Annotated in this window: 11 protein-coding genes; 9 read left to right on the top strand and 2 right to left on the bottom strand. The window is 58.4% G+C overall.

What is annotated here, in order from left to right; all coding sequences use genetic code 11:
* Positions 1 to 4 precede the first annotated feature (4 nt).
* The 7 genes from kdpB (at position 5) to potE (ending at position 10,135) form a co-directional block, all read left to right on the top strand.
* Positions 5 to 2,053: a potassium-transporting ATPase subunit KdpB gene (gene kdpB, locus C2U54_RS11295; RefSeq protein WP_103178705.1), complete on the top strand. Its 2,049-nt coding sequence runs from the start codon at positions 5 to 7 to the stop codon at positions 2,051 to 2,053.
* Positions 2,054 to 2,065: 12 nt separating this feature from the next.
* A complete protein-coding gene (gene kdpC / locus C2U54_RS11290) occupies positions 2,066 to 2,641 on the top strand; it encodes a potassium-transporting ATPase subunit KdpC (RefSeq protein WP_103178704.1) in 576 nt (191 codons plus the stop codon).
* A complete protein-coding gene (kdpD, locus tag C2U54_RS11285) occupies positions 2,642 to 5,317 on the top strand; it encodes a two-component system sensor histidine kinase KdpD (protein ID WP_103178703.1) in 2,676 nt (891 codons plus the stop codon).
* Positions 5,314 to 5,991, top strand: coding sequence for a two-component system response regulator KdpE (gene kdpE, locus C2U54_RS11280; RefSeq protein WP_103178702.1), 678 nt, complete (start codon positions 5,314 to 5,316; stop codon positions 5,989 to 5,991). The genes kdpD and kdpE overlap by 4 nt, the downstream gene beginning before the upstream one ends.
* Positions 5,992 to 6,267: 276 nt before the next feature.
* On the top strand, positions 6,268 to 6,372 hold the full coding sequence (speFL, locus tag C2U54_RS27210; protein WP_138369585.1) for a leader peptide SpeFL: 105 nt from the start codon (positions 6,268 to 6,270) through the stop codon (positions 6,370 to 6,372).
* Between the two features lie 254 nt (positions 6,373 to 6,626).
* Entirely contained in the window at positions 6,627 to 8,825 is a 2,199-nt protein-coding gene (gene speF / locus C2U54_RS11270; protein ID WP_103178700.1) for an ornithine decarboxylase SpeF, read from the top strand.
* Positions 8,822 to 10,135, top strand: coding sequence for a putrescine-ornithine antiporter (gene potE / locus C2U54_RS11265; protein WP_103178699.1), 1,314 nt, complete (start codon positions 8,822 to 8,824; stop codon positions 10,133 to 10,135). The genes speF and potE overlap by 4 nt, the downstream gene beginning before the upstream one ends.
* A gap of 96 nt (positions 10,136 to 10,231) precedes the next feature.
* On the opposite strand, the gene pgm is transcribed toward potE, so the two are convergent.
* Positions 10,232 to 11,872 (bottom strand): phosphoglucomutase (alpha-D-glucose-1,6-bisphosphate-dependent), encoded by a 1,641-nt coding sequence (gene pgm / locus C2U54_RS11260; protein WP_103178698.1) that lies wholly within the window; start codon positions 11,870 to 11,872, stop codon positions 10,232 to 10,234.
* A 24-nt stretch (positions 11,873 to 11,896) separates the two neighbouring features.
* Positions 11,897 to 12,439 (bottom strand): replication initiation negative regulator SeqA, encoded by a 543-nt coding sequence (gene seqA, locus C2U54_RS11255; RefSeq protein ID WP_103178697.1) that lies wholly within the window; start codon positions 12,437 to 12,439, stop codon positions 11,897 to 11,899.
* Positions 12,440 to 12,622: 183 nt separating this feature from the next.
* Here seqA and ybfF point away from each other — a divergent pair, with 183 nt between their 5' ends.
* Both ybfF and ybfE read left to right on the top strand, forming a co-directional pair.
* The gene (gene ybfF / locus C2U54_RS11250) at positions 12,623 to 13,396 is read left to right on the top strand and encodes an esterase (protein WP_103178696.1); all 774 of its coding nucleotides are present in this window, start codon (positions 12,623 to 12,625) and stop codon (positions 13,394 to 13,396) included.
* A 128-nt stretch (positions 13,397 to 13,524) separates the two neighbouring features.
* Positions 13,525 to 13,812 carry a LexA regulated protein gene (gene ybfE, locus C2U54_RS11245; protein WP_103178695.1) on the top strand — a complete coding sequence of 96 codons (288 nt, stop codon included), beginning with the start codon at positions 13,525 to 13,527 and terminating at the stop codon, positions 13,810 to 13,812.
* The last annotated feature ends 130 nt before the right edge of the window (positions 13,813 to 13,942 follow it).

Genomic DNA, 13,942 nt, shown 5'->3' with positions numbered 1-13,942 from the left:
CTTCATGAGTCGTAAGCAACTGGCCCTGCTTGAACCTGCTCTGGTTCGCCAGGCGCTGATGGATGCGATAAAAAAATTAGATCCGCGCGTGCAGTGGCGCAATCCGGTGATGTTTATCGTCTGGCTGGGGAGCCTGCTGACCACCCTGCTTGCCCTCGCCATGGCGGGCGGATGGCTGTCAGGCAGCGCCACCTTTACCGCAGCGATCAGCCTGTGGCTGTGGTTCACCGTGCTGTTTGCCAACGTCGCCGAAGCGCTGGCGGAAGGACGCAGCAAAGCGCAGGCCAACAGCCTTAAAGGGGTACAAAAGACCGCGTTCGCCCGCAAGCTGCGCGAAGCGAAATATGGTGCTGCCAGCGAAACGGTGCCTGCGGATACGCTGCGCAAAGGCGACATCGTTCTGGTGGAAGCCGGAGATATTATCCCCTGTGACGGGGAGGTTATCGAAGGGGGCGCCTCGGTGGATGAGAGCGCCATCACCGGGGAGTCCGCGCCGGTGATCCGTGAGTCCGGGGGCGATTTTGCCTCGGTCACCGGCGGAACGCGCATTCTTTCCGACTGGCTGGTGATCCAGTGCAGCGTCAATCCGGGCGAAACCTTCCTCGATCGGATGATTGCCATGGTGGAAGGCGCCCAGCGGCGCAAAACCCCGAACGAAATCGCTCTGACCATTCTGCTGGTGGCGCTGACCATCATCTTCCTGCTGGCGACCGCCACCCTGTGGCCCTTCTCGTCCTATGGCGGGACGGCGGTGAGCGTCACCGTGCTGGTGGCCCTGCTGGTCTGCCTGATCCCGACCACCATCGGCGGCCTGCTGTCGGCCATCGGTGTGGCGGGCATGAGCCGGATGCTGGCGGCCAACGTTATCGCCACCAGCGGGCGAGCCGTCGAGGCGGCAGGCGACGTCGACGTGCTGCTGCTGGATAAAACCGGCACCATCACCCTCGGCAACCGTCAGGCATCTGAGTTCCTGCCCGCCCCGGGGGTGGATGAGCAAACGCTGGCCGACGCCGCCCAGCTGGCATCGCTGGCGGACGAAACCCCGGAAGGCCGCAGCATCGTCATTCTCGCCAAGCAGCGCTTTAACCTGCGCCAGCGCGACGTGCAAAGCCTGAATGCCACCTTTGTGCCCTTTACGGCGCAAACGCGGATGAGCGGCATCAATATTCAGGACCGCCTGATCCGCAAGGGCTCGGTGGACGCGATTCGCCGCCATATTGCGGCCAATAACGGCCACTTCCCGCCGCAGGTCGATACCCTGGTGGAGAACGTCGCGCGTCAGGGGGCCACGCCGCTGGTGGTGGCGGAAGGGGCGACCGTACTCGGGGTGATCGCCCTGAAAGATATCGTCAAAGGCGGCATCAAGGAGCGCTTTGCCCAGCTGCGTAAAATGGGCATCAAAACGGTGATGATCACCGGGGATAACCGCCTGACGGCGGCCGCCATTGCCGCCGAAGCGGGGGTGGATGATTTTCTCTCCGAAGCGACGCCGGAGGCCAAACTGGCGCTGATCCGCCAGTACCAGGGAGAAGGACGGCTGGTGGCCATGACCGGTGACGGCACCAACGACGCCCCGGCCCTCGCCCAGGCGGACGTGGCGGTAGCCATGAACTCCGGCACCCAGGCGGCGAAAGAGGCGGGCAATATGGTTGACCTCGACTCTAATCCGACCAAGCTGATCGAGGTGGTGCATATCGGCAAACAGATGCTGATGACCCGGGGCTCGCTCACTACCTTCAGTATCGCCAACGACGTGGCGAAATATTTCGCCATTATTCCGGCGGCGTTTGCCGCGACTTATCCGCAACTGAACGCCCTGAATGTGATGCATCTGCACTCCCCCGCCTCGGCCATCCTGAGCGCGGTGATCTTCAACGCGCTGATCATTATCTTTCTGATCCCGCTGGCGCTGAAAGGGGTGAGCTACAAGCCGCTCACCGCCGCCGCCATGCTACGCCGCAATCTGTGGATTTACGGTCTGGGTGGGCTGGTGGTGCCGTTTATCGGCATTAAAGCCATCGACGTCGTGCTCACCCTGTTCGGGCTGGTTTAAGAGGAAAATCAAATGGCTATGTTACGTCCCGCTATACTGTTGTTTATTCTGCTGGCCCTGATAACCGGCGGGCTCTATCCGCTGGTGACCACCGCGCTGGGTCAGTGGTGGTTTACCGACCAGGCCAACGGATCGCTTATCTACCAGCAGGGGGAGATCCGCGGTTCCCGGCTAATTGGACAGAACTTTACCGCGGCGGGTTACTTTCACGGGCGTCCTTCCGCTACGGCTGAGAGCCCGTATAATCCCATGGCCTCGGGCGGCAGCAATCTGGCGGGCAGCAACCCTGAGCTGGATGACGCCGTTCGCGCCCGCGTGGCGGCTCTGCGTGCAGCCAACCCGCAGGCGAGCCCGGCAGTGCCGGTTGAACTGGTGACCGCCTCAGGCAGCGGGCTGGACTACAGCCTGACGCCGCAGGCCGTCGCCTGGCAGATCCCACGGGTGGCTCTGGCGCGTCAGCTCAGCGCCGAACAGCTCAGCCAGCTGGTGGCCGCCCATACGCAAAAGCCATTATTCAGCGCGACGGGCAATCCAGTGGTCAATATTGTTGAATTGAATCTGGCGCTGGACGCGCTAAGGAAAGAGTAAATGATTGACGAGCCTCTGCGCCCGGACCCGGACAAACTGCTGGAACAGGCCGCCTGGCCCCATCGCGGTAAGCTGAAAATTTTCTTCGGCGCCTGCGCGGGCGTCGGCAAGACCTTCGCCATGCTCAGTGAAGCCCAGCGTCTGCGCGCCCAGGGGCTCGATATTCTCATCGGTGTCGTGGAAACCCACGGTCGCCAGGAGACCGCCGCGCTGCTGGCGGGGCTGGCAACCCAGCCGCCGCGCCGCATTCATCATCGTGGGCGTCTGGTAACGGAATTCGATCTCGACGCCGCCCTCGCCCGCCGTCCGGCACTGATCCTGATGGACGAGCTGGCGCACACCAATGCCCCGGGCTCGCGTCATCCCAAACGCTGGCAGGATGTCGAGGAGCTGCTGGACGCCGGAATTGATGTTTTCACCACCGTCAACGTCCAGCATCTGGAGAGCCTCAACGACGTGGTCAGCGGCGTGACCGGTATTCAGGTGCGGGAGACCGTCCCGGATCCCTTCTTCGACGCGGCGGACGAGGTGGTGCTGGTGGATCTCCCCCCGGACGATCTGCGCCAGCGACTGCATGAGGGCAAAGTCTATATCGCCGGGCAGGCTGAGCGGGCCATCGAGCACTTCTTCCGTAAAGGCAATTTGATCGCCCTGCGCGAGCTGGCTCTGCGCCGCACCGCCGACCGGGTGGACGATCAGATGCGGGCCTGGCGCGACCGCCAGGGTCAGGAGAAGGTGTGGCATACCCGCGATGCGATTTTGCTCTGCATCGGCCACGGCAGCGGCAACGAGAAGCTGGTGCGCACCGCCGCGCGTCTGGCGGCAAAATTTGGCAGCGTCTGGCATGCGGTCTACGTGGAGACGCCGCAGCTGCACCGTCTGCCGGAGAACCAGCGCCGCGCCATTCTTGGCGCCCTGCGTCTGGCGCAGGAGCTCGGGGCCGAAACCGCCACCCTGGCCGAGCAGGCGGAAGAGAAAGCCATCCTGCGCTACGCCCGGGAGCATAACCTCGGCAAAATTGTTATCGGCAGGCGCACCCGTCGCCGCGGGTTTAGCCGGGAGAGCTTTGCCGACAAGCTGGCACAGCGCGCCCCCGACCTCGATCTGCTGATCGTCGCGCTGGACGACAAACCGGCCGCCCTGCCCGCCAGAACCCCGGACAACCGGGCATTCAGCGACAAATGGCGGATCCAGCTGCGCGGCTGTCTGGTGGCGGTGCTGCTCTGCGCGCTGATCACCTTTGTTGCCAGCCAGTGGCTACCCGGCTTCGATGCCGCCAACCTGGTGATGATTTACCTGCTGGGTGTGGTGATTGTGGCCCTGTTTTACGGCCGCTGGCCCTCGGTGCTGGCGACGGTAATCAACGTCATCAGCTTCGATCTCTTTTTTATCGCCCCGCGCGGCACCCTGGCGGTGTCGGATGTGCAGTACGTCCTCACCTTCGCCGTGATGCTGGCGGTAGGTTTGCTTATCGGCAACCTGACGGCGGGGGTGCGCTATCAGGCGCGGATCGCCCGTTACCGCGAGCAACGCACCCGCCAACTGTATGAGATGTCGAAGGCGCTGGCGGTGGGCCGCGCACCGCAGGATATCGTCCAGACCAGCCAGCAGTTTATTCACTCCACCTTTAACGCCCGCAGCCTGATCCTGCTCCCGGATCGCGAAGGCAAACTCGCCCCCCTCACCCCGGCTTCGGGCATCACGCCGTGGGATGAGGCCATTGCCCACTGGAGCTTTGATAAAGGCCAGCCTGCGGGAGCAGGCACCGACACGCTCCCGGGTGTACCCTATCAGGTCCTGCCGTTGCAGCGTCAGGGGGTACTGATTGTCGAGCCGGCTAACCTGCGTCAGCTGATGATCCCCGAGCAGCAGCGGCTGCTGGAGACCTTTACCCTGCTGGTGGCGAGCGCGCTGGAGCGGCTGGCGCTCACCGCCAGCGAAGAACAGGCGCGGTTAGCCAGCGAGCGGGAGAGCATTCGCAATTCGCTGCTGGCCGCCCTCTCCCACGATCTGCGCACGCCGCTGACGGTGCTGTTCGGTCAGTCGGAGATCCTGACCCTCGACCTGGCGGCAGAAGGCTCCCGCCACGCTATCCAGGCCAGCGAGATCCGCCAGCACGTGCTGAACACCACCCGGCTGGTGAACAACCTGCTGGATATGGCGCGGATCCAGTCCGGCGGCTTTAACCTGAAAAAAGAGTGGCTGACGCTGGAAGAGGTGATCGGCAGCGCCTTAAAAACCCTGGAGCCGGGGCTGGGTGGCCGGCATATCGCGCTCGCGATGTCCGATCCCCTGGCGTTGATCCATGTGGATGGCCCGCTGTTCGAGCGGGTGCTGATTAATCTGCTGGAGAACGCCGCGAAATATGCGGGCAGCAAAGCGCAAATCGGCATTGACGCCAGCGTCACCCCGGACCAGCTCCAGCTGGAAGTCTGGGATAGCGGCCCGGGCATTCCGGCGGGTCAGGAAGAGGCTATCTTTGATAAATTCGCCCGCGGAAATAAGGAGTCCGCCATTCCCGGCGTCGGGCTGGGGCTGGCGATCTGCCAGGCGATTGTGGAGGTACACGGCGGCACCATTACCGCCCATAATCGCCCCGGAGGGGGGGCCGGTTTTTGTGTTACACTGCCGCTTGATGCCCCACCCGAGCTGAATGACTTTCCAGAGGATTTGTGATTAACGTCCTGATTGTTGAAGATGAACTCGCCATCAGTCGTTTTCTGCGTGCCGCGCTGGAAGGTGAAGGGTTGCGCGTTCACGATGCCGGGACGCTACAGCGAGGCCTGATTGAAGCCGCCACCCGCAAGCCGGACCTGGTGATCCTCGATTTGGGCCTGCCGGACGGCGACGGCCTCGACTTTATCCGGGAGGTGCGCCAGTGGAGCCAGATGCCGATCATCGTGCTCTCCGCCCGTCTGGAGGAGACCGACAAAATTGCCGCACTCGATGCTGGTGCCGACGACTATCTCAGTAAGCCGTTTGGCATTGGCGAACTGCAGGCGCGTCTGCGCGTCGCCCTTCGCCGCCACGCGACCACCGCCCCCGTCGACCCGGTGTATACCTTTTCGGATATTCGTGTCGATCTGGCCTCGCGCCGCATTCAACGCGGTGAGGCTGAAATCCACCTGACCCCCATCGAGTTCCGCCTGCTGGCGGTCCTGCTCAACAATCACGGCAAAGTTCTTACCCAGCGCCAGCTGTTAAGTCAGGTCTGGGGACCGAATGCGGTGGAGCATAGTCACTACCTGCGCATATATATGGGGCACCTTCGCCAGAAACTCGAAACGGATCCCGCGCGCCCGCGCCATTTATTAACGGAAACCGGTATCGGTTATCGGTTTATGCTGTGAATAATCATTCACTCTCATTTCGCTTAAAACAATTACTCTCCTGGTTTATTTTAAAATATCAGCCTCATATTTATTCACCCTTATTTCAAGTCTCTTGACACACTAAAAAAACAGCGCATTAACATAATACCCACAACCCAGAATTATGATCTGCACTTTAAATAAAATTCGGATAATTATTTTTCAAATGATCGCTTAATGTTGATCCTCTTCACGGTTTGCCGTCTCTTTCCGGATAAAATGACCACGCTTTCAATTACTGAAAGGAAAAGGGAAATGGAAAATAACAACCGTTTTATGCCTCATATAAGGCGGGTAACGCATATAATGAAGTTTGCCCACCGCAACTGCTTTGACTTTCATCTCTTTAACGCCCGGTAGTCCTTCGACTTCTGGCGCGCTTGCTTACACACACTCCTGAAAAAGCTTCTTTTACAGTCAGTTGACTGTGAACCAGTGCGCTCATTCTCCTTGATCCAGAATTAACCGTAACCGGACGGGCTGGATTTTATTCAACAAAAAGCAATTTACTGATTTTTTATCAGCGGCCCGACTTTGCTTTTTTTCCGGCAAATAGCGATTTCTTTTTCACAGGAAATCGAAGGACCTCTATTACCTAAAATAAAGAGCGAAAGATGAAAACGTTAAAAATTGCCACCAGCCGCACCTGCCCGCACTGCTTTACCACGACCCGCGATATGGTGGACGTGAACGACTCGGATTATATTGATGTCGCCGCAGTAGTCCTGGCGGTGAGCGATATTTCCAATGGTACTATAGAAAAAATAGATGCCACGGGGTTCAATATTCCCGTTTTTATTTCCACGCATAAAGAAGAGATTGTTCCGGCAGAGTTTTTATCGCGTATCCAGGGCGTTTTTGAATGTACCGATAACTGCAATGACTTCTACGGACGCCAGCTGGAAGCAGCTGCGCAGAAGTATGAAACCCAGCTGCGTCCCCCCTTCTTCCGCGCGCTGGTAGATTATGTTAAGCAAGGCAACAGCGCTTTTGACTGCCCGGGACATCAGGGTGGACAGTTCTTCCGCCGCCACCCTGCGGGAAATCAATTTGTCGATTTCTTTGGCGAAACGCTGTTCCGCGCCGACCTGTGCAATGCTGACGTGGCAATGGGCGATCTGCTGATCCACGAAGGCGCGCCGTGTACTGCTCAACAGCATGCGGCGAAAGTCTTTAATGCCGATAAAACCTACTTCGTACTGAACGGAACCTCTTCGTCTAATAAGGTCGTGCTGAACGCCCTGCTCACACCGGGCGATCTGGTGCTGTTCGACCGTAATAACCATAAATCTAACCATCACGGGGCACTGTTACAGGCGGGCGCTACGCCGGTTTATCTGGAAACTGCACGAAACCCGTACGGCTTTATCGGCGGTATTGACGCACACTGTTTTGAAGAGCGTTATCTGCGCGAACGGATCGCCGAGGTTGCGCCAGGCCGTGCCCGCGACCAGCGTCCGTTCCGCCTGGCGGTGATCCAGTTGGGCACTTACGATGGCACCATCTATAACGCCCGCCAGGTCGTGGATAAGATTGGTCACCTGTGCGATTACATTCTCTTTGATTCTGCCTGGGTGGGGTACGAGCAGTTCATTCCGATGATGGCGGACTGCTCTCCGCTGCTGCTGGAACTGAACGAGAACGACCCTGGGATCCTGGTTACCCAGTCGGTGCATAAGCAGCAGGCAGGCTTCTCGCAGACCTCGCAGATCCACAAGAAAGACCGGCATATCAAAGGCCAGCCGCGCTATGTTCCGCATAAACGGCTTAACAACGCTTTTATGATGCACGCTTCCACCAGCCCCTTCTATCCGCTGTTTGCCGCGCTGGATATCAACGCCCGTATGCATGAGGGCCAGAGCGGCCGCAATATGTGGATGGATTGCGTGGTGAACGGCATCGAGGTGCGCAAGCTGATCCTGCAAAACTGTCAGTTTATCCGTCCCTTCGTACCGGAAACGGTAGATGGGCGTCCGTGGGAAAGCGCCAGCACCGCCGACATCGCCACCAACCTGCGCTTCTTCCACTTTGTTCCGGGTGAGCAATGGCACGCTTTTGAAGGCTACGCCGAGCACCAGTACTTTATCGATCCGTGCAAGCTGCTGCTAACCACCCCGGGCATCAATGCGCGCACCGGGGAGTATGAGGATTTCGGCGTGCCGGCCACCATTCTGGCTAACTTCCTGCGTGAAAATGGCATCGTCCCGGAAAAATGCGATCTCAACTCAATTCTCTTCCTGCTTACGCCAGCAGAGGACATGGGCAAACTGCAGCAGCTTGTCGCCCAGCTTGTGCGCTTCGAGAGACTGCTCCAGACCGATGCCCCGTTGAAAGAGGTTCTGCCATCCATCTGCAAACAGTACCCGGAACGCTATGCCGGTTACACCCTGCGCCAGATTTGCCTGGAGATGCATGAACTTTATGCCCGCCATAACGTGAAGCAACTGCAGAAAGAGATGTTCCGTAAGGCGTATTTCCCGCGGGTGATGATGAACCCACAAGAGGCGAACATTGCCTATCTGCGTGGCGAAGTCGAACTGGTCTCGCTGCACGACGCGGAAGGCCGGATTGCCGCCGAAGGGGCGCTCCCCTATCCACCGGGGGTGCTGTGCGTGGTCCCGGGCGAAGTATGGGGCGGTTCCGTGCTGCGCTACTTTGCCGCGCTTGAAGAGGGGATCAACCTGCTGCCGGGCTTTGCACCGGAGTTACAGGGGGTGTACGTCGAGGAGTGTGACGGTCGCAAACAGGTGCGCTGCTACGTCATCAAACAACCTGCCGCTCAGCCTGTGCTGCTGAAAGGAGAAAAATTATGAGTAAATCCAACAAAATGGGCGTCGTGCAGCTCACCATTCTCACTATGGTCAACATGATGGGATCGGGCATTATCATGCTGCCGACCAAACTCGCGGAAGTGGGAACGATCTCAATTATCTCCTGGCTGGTGACGGCGGTGGGATCGATGGCGCTGGCGTGGGCTTTTGCCAAGTGCGGGATGTTCAGCCGCAAGTCAGGCGGGATGGGCGGTTACGCCGAGTATGCCTTCGGTAAGTCAGGCAACTTTATGGCCAACTATACCTACGGCGTGTCGCTGCTGATCGCCAACGTCGCGATTGCGATTTCAGCGGTGGGCTACGGCACCGAGCTGTTTGGTGCCACGCTCAGTCCGGTGCAAATTGGGCTGGCGACCATCGGCGTACTGTGGATCTGCACCGTGGCCAACTTTGGCGGGGCGCGCATCACGGGTCAGTTAAGTAGTATCACCGTCTGGGGTGTCATTATCCCGGTTGTCGGGCTGTGCATCATTGGCTGGTTCTGGTTTAGCCCAACGCTGTATGCCAACTCCTGGAATCCCCATCATGTGCCGTTCTTCACCGCGGTGGGCTCCTCCATCGCCATGACGTTATGGGCCTTTCTCGGGTTGGAATCCGCGTGTGCTAACGCTGAAGTGGTGGATAATCCTGAAAAGAACGTCCCCATTGCGGTACTGGGCGGCACCCTGGGTGCGGCGGTGATCTACATTGTCTCCACTAACGTGATTGCCGGAATCGTACCGAACATGGATCTGGCGACCTCCACCGCACCGTTCGGGTTGGCCTTCGCCCAGATGTTCACGCCGGAAGTCGGGAAAGTGATCATGGGTCTGATGGTTATGTCCTGCTGTGGCTCGCTCCTCGGCTGGCAGTTCACCATCGCACAGGTGTTCAAAACATCAGCGGATGCTGGTTACTTCCCGAAAATCTTCTCCCGCGTAACCAAAGCGGATGCGCCGGTACAGGGCATGCTGGCGATTGTGATTTTCCAGAGCGGTCTGTCGTTGATGACCATTAGTCCATCGCTGAACAGCCAGTTTAACGTGCTGGTCAATCTGGCCGTTGTGACCAACATCATCCCCTACATTCTGTCGATGGCGGCACTGGTGATCATTCAGAAGGTGGCAAAAGTTGACCCGGGCAAGGCGAAAATCGCCAATATCGTGGCGCTGGTGGGAGCGATTTACAGCTTCTATGCGCTTTACTCTTCTGGCGAAGAAGCGATGCTGTACGGTGCTATGGTGACCTTTATGGGCTGGACGCTCTACGGGCTGGTTTCACCGCGCTTTGAACTGAAGAACAAAATGAGCTGACAAAAAAGCCCGGTGGCGCTCGCGCTTACCGGGCCTACAAAATCGAAGCAGTTGTAGGCCGGGCAAACGCAGTGCCGCCCGGCGCACAAACCGCAGTTATGCGTTTTTCAGCACTTCGCTGACAATCTCTACCGCTTCTTTCTCAATCTGCTGGCGGTGTTCCGCACCGAGGAAGCTTTCGCAGTAAATCTTGTAAGCATCTTCCGTACCGGATGGACGCGCCGCGAACCAGCCGTTCTCGGTCATCACCTTCAGACCGCCGATAGAGGCACCATTGCCCGGTGCCGCCGTCAGACGGGCGGTGATCGGGTCGCCTGCCAGGGTGCTGGCACTGACCATGTCAGGTGAGAGCTTAGAGAGCGCCGCTTTCTGGGCAGAGGAGGCAGAGGCCTGGAGACGGTTGTAGCTCGGCGCACCGAAACGGGCGGCCAGCTCATCGTAGTGCTCCTGCGGGTTCTTACCGGTGACGGCAGTGATCTCCGCCGCCAGCAGGCACATGATGATACCGTCTTTGTCGGTAGACCACGGCGTACCGTCGAAGCGCAGGAAGGAGGCACCCGCGCTCTCTTCGCCGCCAAAGCCGAAGCTGCCGTCGAACAGACCGTCTACAAACCACTTAAAGCCCACCGGCACTTCCACCAGCTTACGGCCCAGGTCGTTAACCACACGGTCGATCATTGCGGAGGAGACGAGGGTTTTACCGACGGCAACCTCTGCCCCCCACTGAGGACGATGCTGGAACAGGTAGTTGATCGCCACCGCCAGATAGTGGTTTGGATTCATCAGGCCCGCAGGCGTGACGATACCATGACGGTCGTAATCCGGGTCGTTGGCAAAGGCGAGGTCGAACTTGTCGCGCAGCGCCAGCAGGCCAGCCATCGCACACTCGGAGGAGCAGTCCATACGGATTGCACCATCTTTATCCAGGTGCATAAAGCGGAAGGTCTGATCGACATGATCGTTAACGATGGTCAGATCCAGCTTGTAGTGCTCCGCAATACGCTTCCAGTATTCAATACCGGAACCGCCCAGCGGGTCGACGCCCAGCTTAAGACCCGCTTTCTGGATCGCCGCCATGTCGACGATATCTGCCAGTCCTTCAACGAAAGGCTGCACCAGATCCTGCTCTTTCACGTGGCCGGAGGCCATCGCCTCGTCCAGAGAGATGCGCTTCACGCCTTTCAGGTCATCAGCCAGCAGCGCGTTGGCGCGATCTTCCACCACTTTCGTGACGTTAGTGTCAGCCGGGCCGCCGTTGGGTGGGTTGTATTTGATGCCGCCATCTTCTGGCGGGTTGTGGGACGGCGTGATCACAATGCCGTCAGCCTGCGCGCCGCCCTTCTGGTTATGCACCAGGATGGCGTTAGAAACGGCAGGGGTCGGCGTATAGCCGTTGTTTTCCTGAATGATGACATCCACGCCGTTGGCCGCCAGCACCTCCAGTACGGAGATAAACGCTGGCTCTGACAGGGCGTGTGTATCCTTACCCACGTAACACGGACCGGTGACGCCGTTTTTGGCACGCTCTTCCGCGATGGCCTGAGCAATGGCCAGAATATGCGGCTCGTTGAAGCTATGGCGTACCGCACTGCCGCGGTGCCCGGATGTACCAAACTTAACTGCGTGTTCTGCGTTGCCCACTTCCGGCTTCAGCACGTAATACTGTGCGGTAAGCTGGGCGACGTTAATCAAATCGCTCTGTTGTGCAGGTTGACCCGCACGATTGTGATTTGCCATTGCCTGGTCCTTCTGATGCAAGGGTTAGATAGTTCCGCAAACCTTATCAATCAATTCCACCGGGAACTGCATCGACTGCATGATGTGTTCGATCATGCTGCGTTTACGTCCGGTATTGGTATTGGTGATCACCCAGTACGGTGTACCAGGGAGGTGCTTGGGTTTAGTTTGATTGCCATTCTGTAACAGCGTTTGCTCGTCACCCGCGAAGTAGACACGCGTGCGACCATGCAGTGACTCCGTCGCATCGGCAAACGCGTTGTGATCCAGTGAATAGAGTGTAGTCAGCACCAGCATAAAGCGGTTAACTGCTTTCTTCTGCTCAGCGTATTCGTCAGAAAGCAGCAGTTCGCGCATCGCACGCACTTTGTCTTTTACCTGCGTCAGCGGCTTTTCCTGGGCGACGGCAACGGGCTGGCGCGTCTCTTTGGGGGCTGGAGCGGCAGACTGCGAGGCGGCGGCCATTTTGAGCATGCGCCGTAAAATGTCGGACGCGCTCTCACCGATATGCCGCGTCTGGCTGGCAATATACTGATAGAGTTCGTCATCAACTTCGATTGTTTTCATCTTAATCCAGTGCGATATCTTATCTGAATACAAGTCGTTGGGAGTATAAGGTCAAAACCCAACAGCGGATAGCGTCAAGCCAGGATGGCGGCAAAAGTCAGAATTAACTGTTTCCTTGCAGCCGGGCGGCAGAATGGTCAACATGATACCCTAACCTGACATACGTAAAAAAAGAACTTTGCCATGAAATTGAATACCCGAGCGCAATCTGCACAATCGCCGCACAATAATTCTCCCATCGTCCTGGTGCATGGTCTGTTTGGTAGTCTGGATAATCTTGGCGTACTGGCACGGGATCTGGTGCAGGATCACGCGCTGCTGCAGGTAGATATGCGCAACCACGGCCTGTCGCCGCGCTCGCCGCAGATGACCTACGCCGATATGGCCCAGGATCTGCTGGATACGCTGAATGAGCATAATATTGAAAAAGCGACCCTGATTGGTCACTCCATGGGTGGCAAAGCGGTGATGGCGCTGACGGCGCTTGCGCCGGAGCGCATTGCGGGCCTGGTGGTGATCGACGTGGCGCCGGTGGATTACGATGTGCGCCGCCATGATGAGATCTTCGCCGCTATCAACGCCGTCACGGACGCTGGCGTTAGCACCCGCCAGCAGGCTGCCGCGCTGATGCGTGAGCATCTGAACGAAGAAGGCGTGGTGCAGTTTCTGCTGAAATCCTTCGTCGACGGCGAATGGCGCTTTAACGTGCCGGTGCTCTGGGATCAATATGACCAGATCGTCGGCTGGCAGCCGGTGCCGGCGTGGCCGCATCCGACGCTGTTTATTACCGGCGGCAACTCCCCGTATGTAACCGAAGCGTATCGCGATGCGCTACTGACGCAATTCCCTCAGGCGCGTGCGCATGTCATTGCCGGCGCCGGACACTGGGTTCATGCCGAAAAACCGGACGCGGTGCTGCGCGCTATCCGTCGTTACCTCGCTGACACGGCAAATTGATTAAAAAGAGAGCGACTGGTCGCCAGCGGGCCTCCAGTCGTTGGCGTGCCGTTTTCGGTGATGTATGATGGCGCGCTTATCGCCCGGGCATTAGCAGGGTGTCTTGTTTCCCCCGAAGTCTCAAAATCATGGCCAAAGAACACACGGACCGCACGACATTAGATCTGTTCGCGAATGAGCGTCGCCCGGGACGACCGAAAACCAATCCGCTTTCGCGTGATGAACAGCTGCGCATCAATAAGCGCAATCAGCTTAAACGCGATAAAAGCCGCGGGCTTAAACGCGTCGAGCTGAAACTGAACGCTGAAGCCGTCGATGCGCTAAACGAGCTGGCGAATGCCCGTGATATCAGCCGCAGTGAGCTGATTGAAGAGATGCTGATTGCGCAGCTCGAGATATGGCACGGCAAAGCGTAAGTCAGAAAACTCCCCTTCTTATTGCTTTCATGTAGCACAGAGTGCAGTCCTAGGTGATTGCAGTTTCCGCAGGCTTCTCTGTTCTGCTATGATTGCCCTTATCCGTGGCTAAATTGCGCCACCATACCAT

The organism is Leclercia sp. LSNIH1 (assembly GCF_002902985.1).
GTDB lineage: Bacteria > Pseudomonadota > Gammaproteobacteria > Enterobacterales > Enterobacteriaceae > Enterobacter.
Note: the sequence above shows the minus strand (reverse complement) of the source record. Positions and strands in the feature narration are given on the sequence as shown.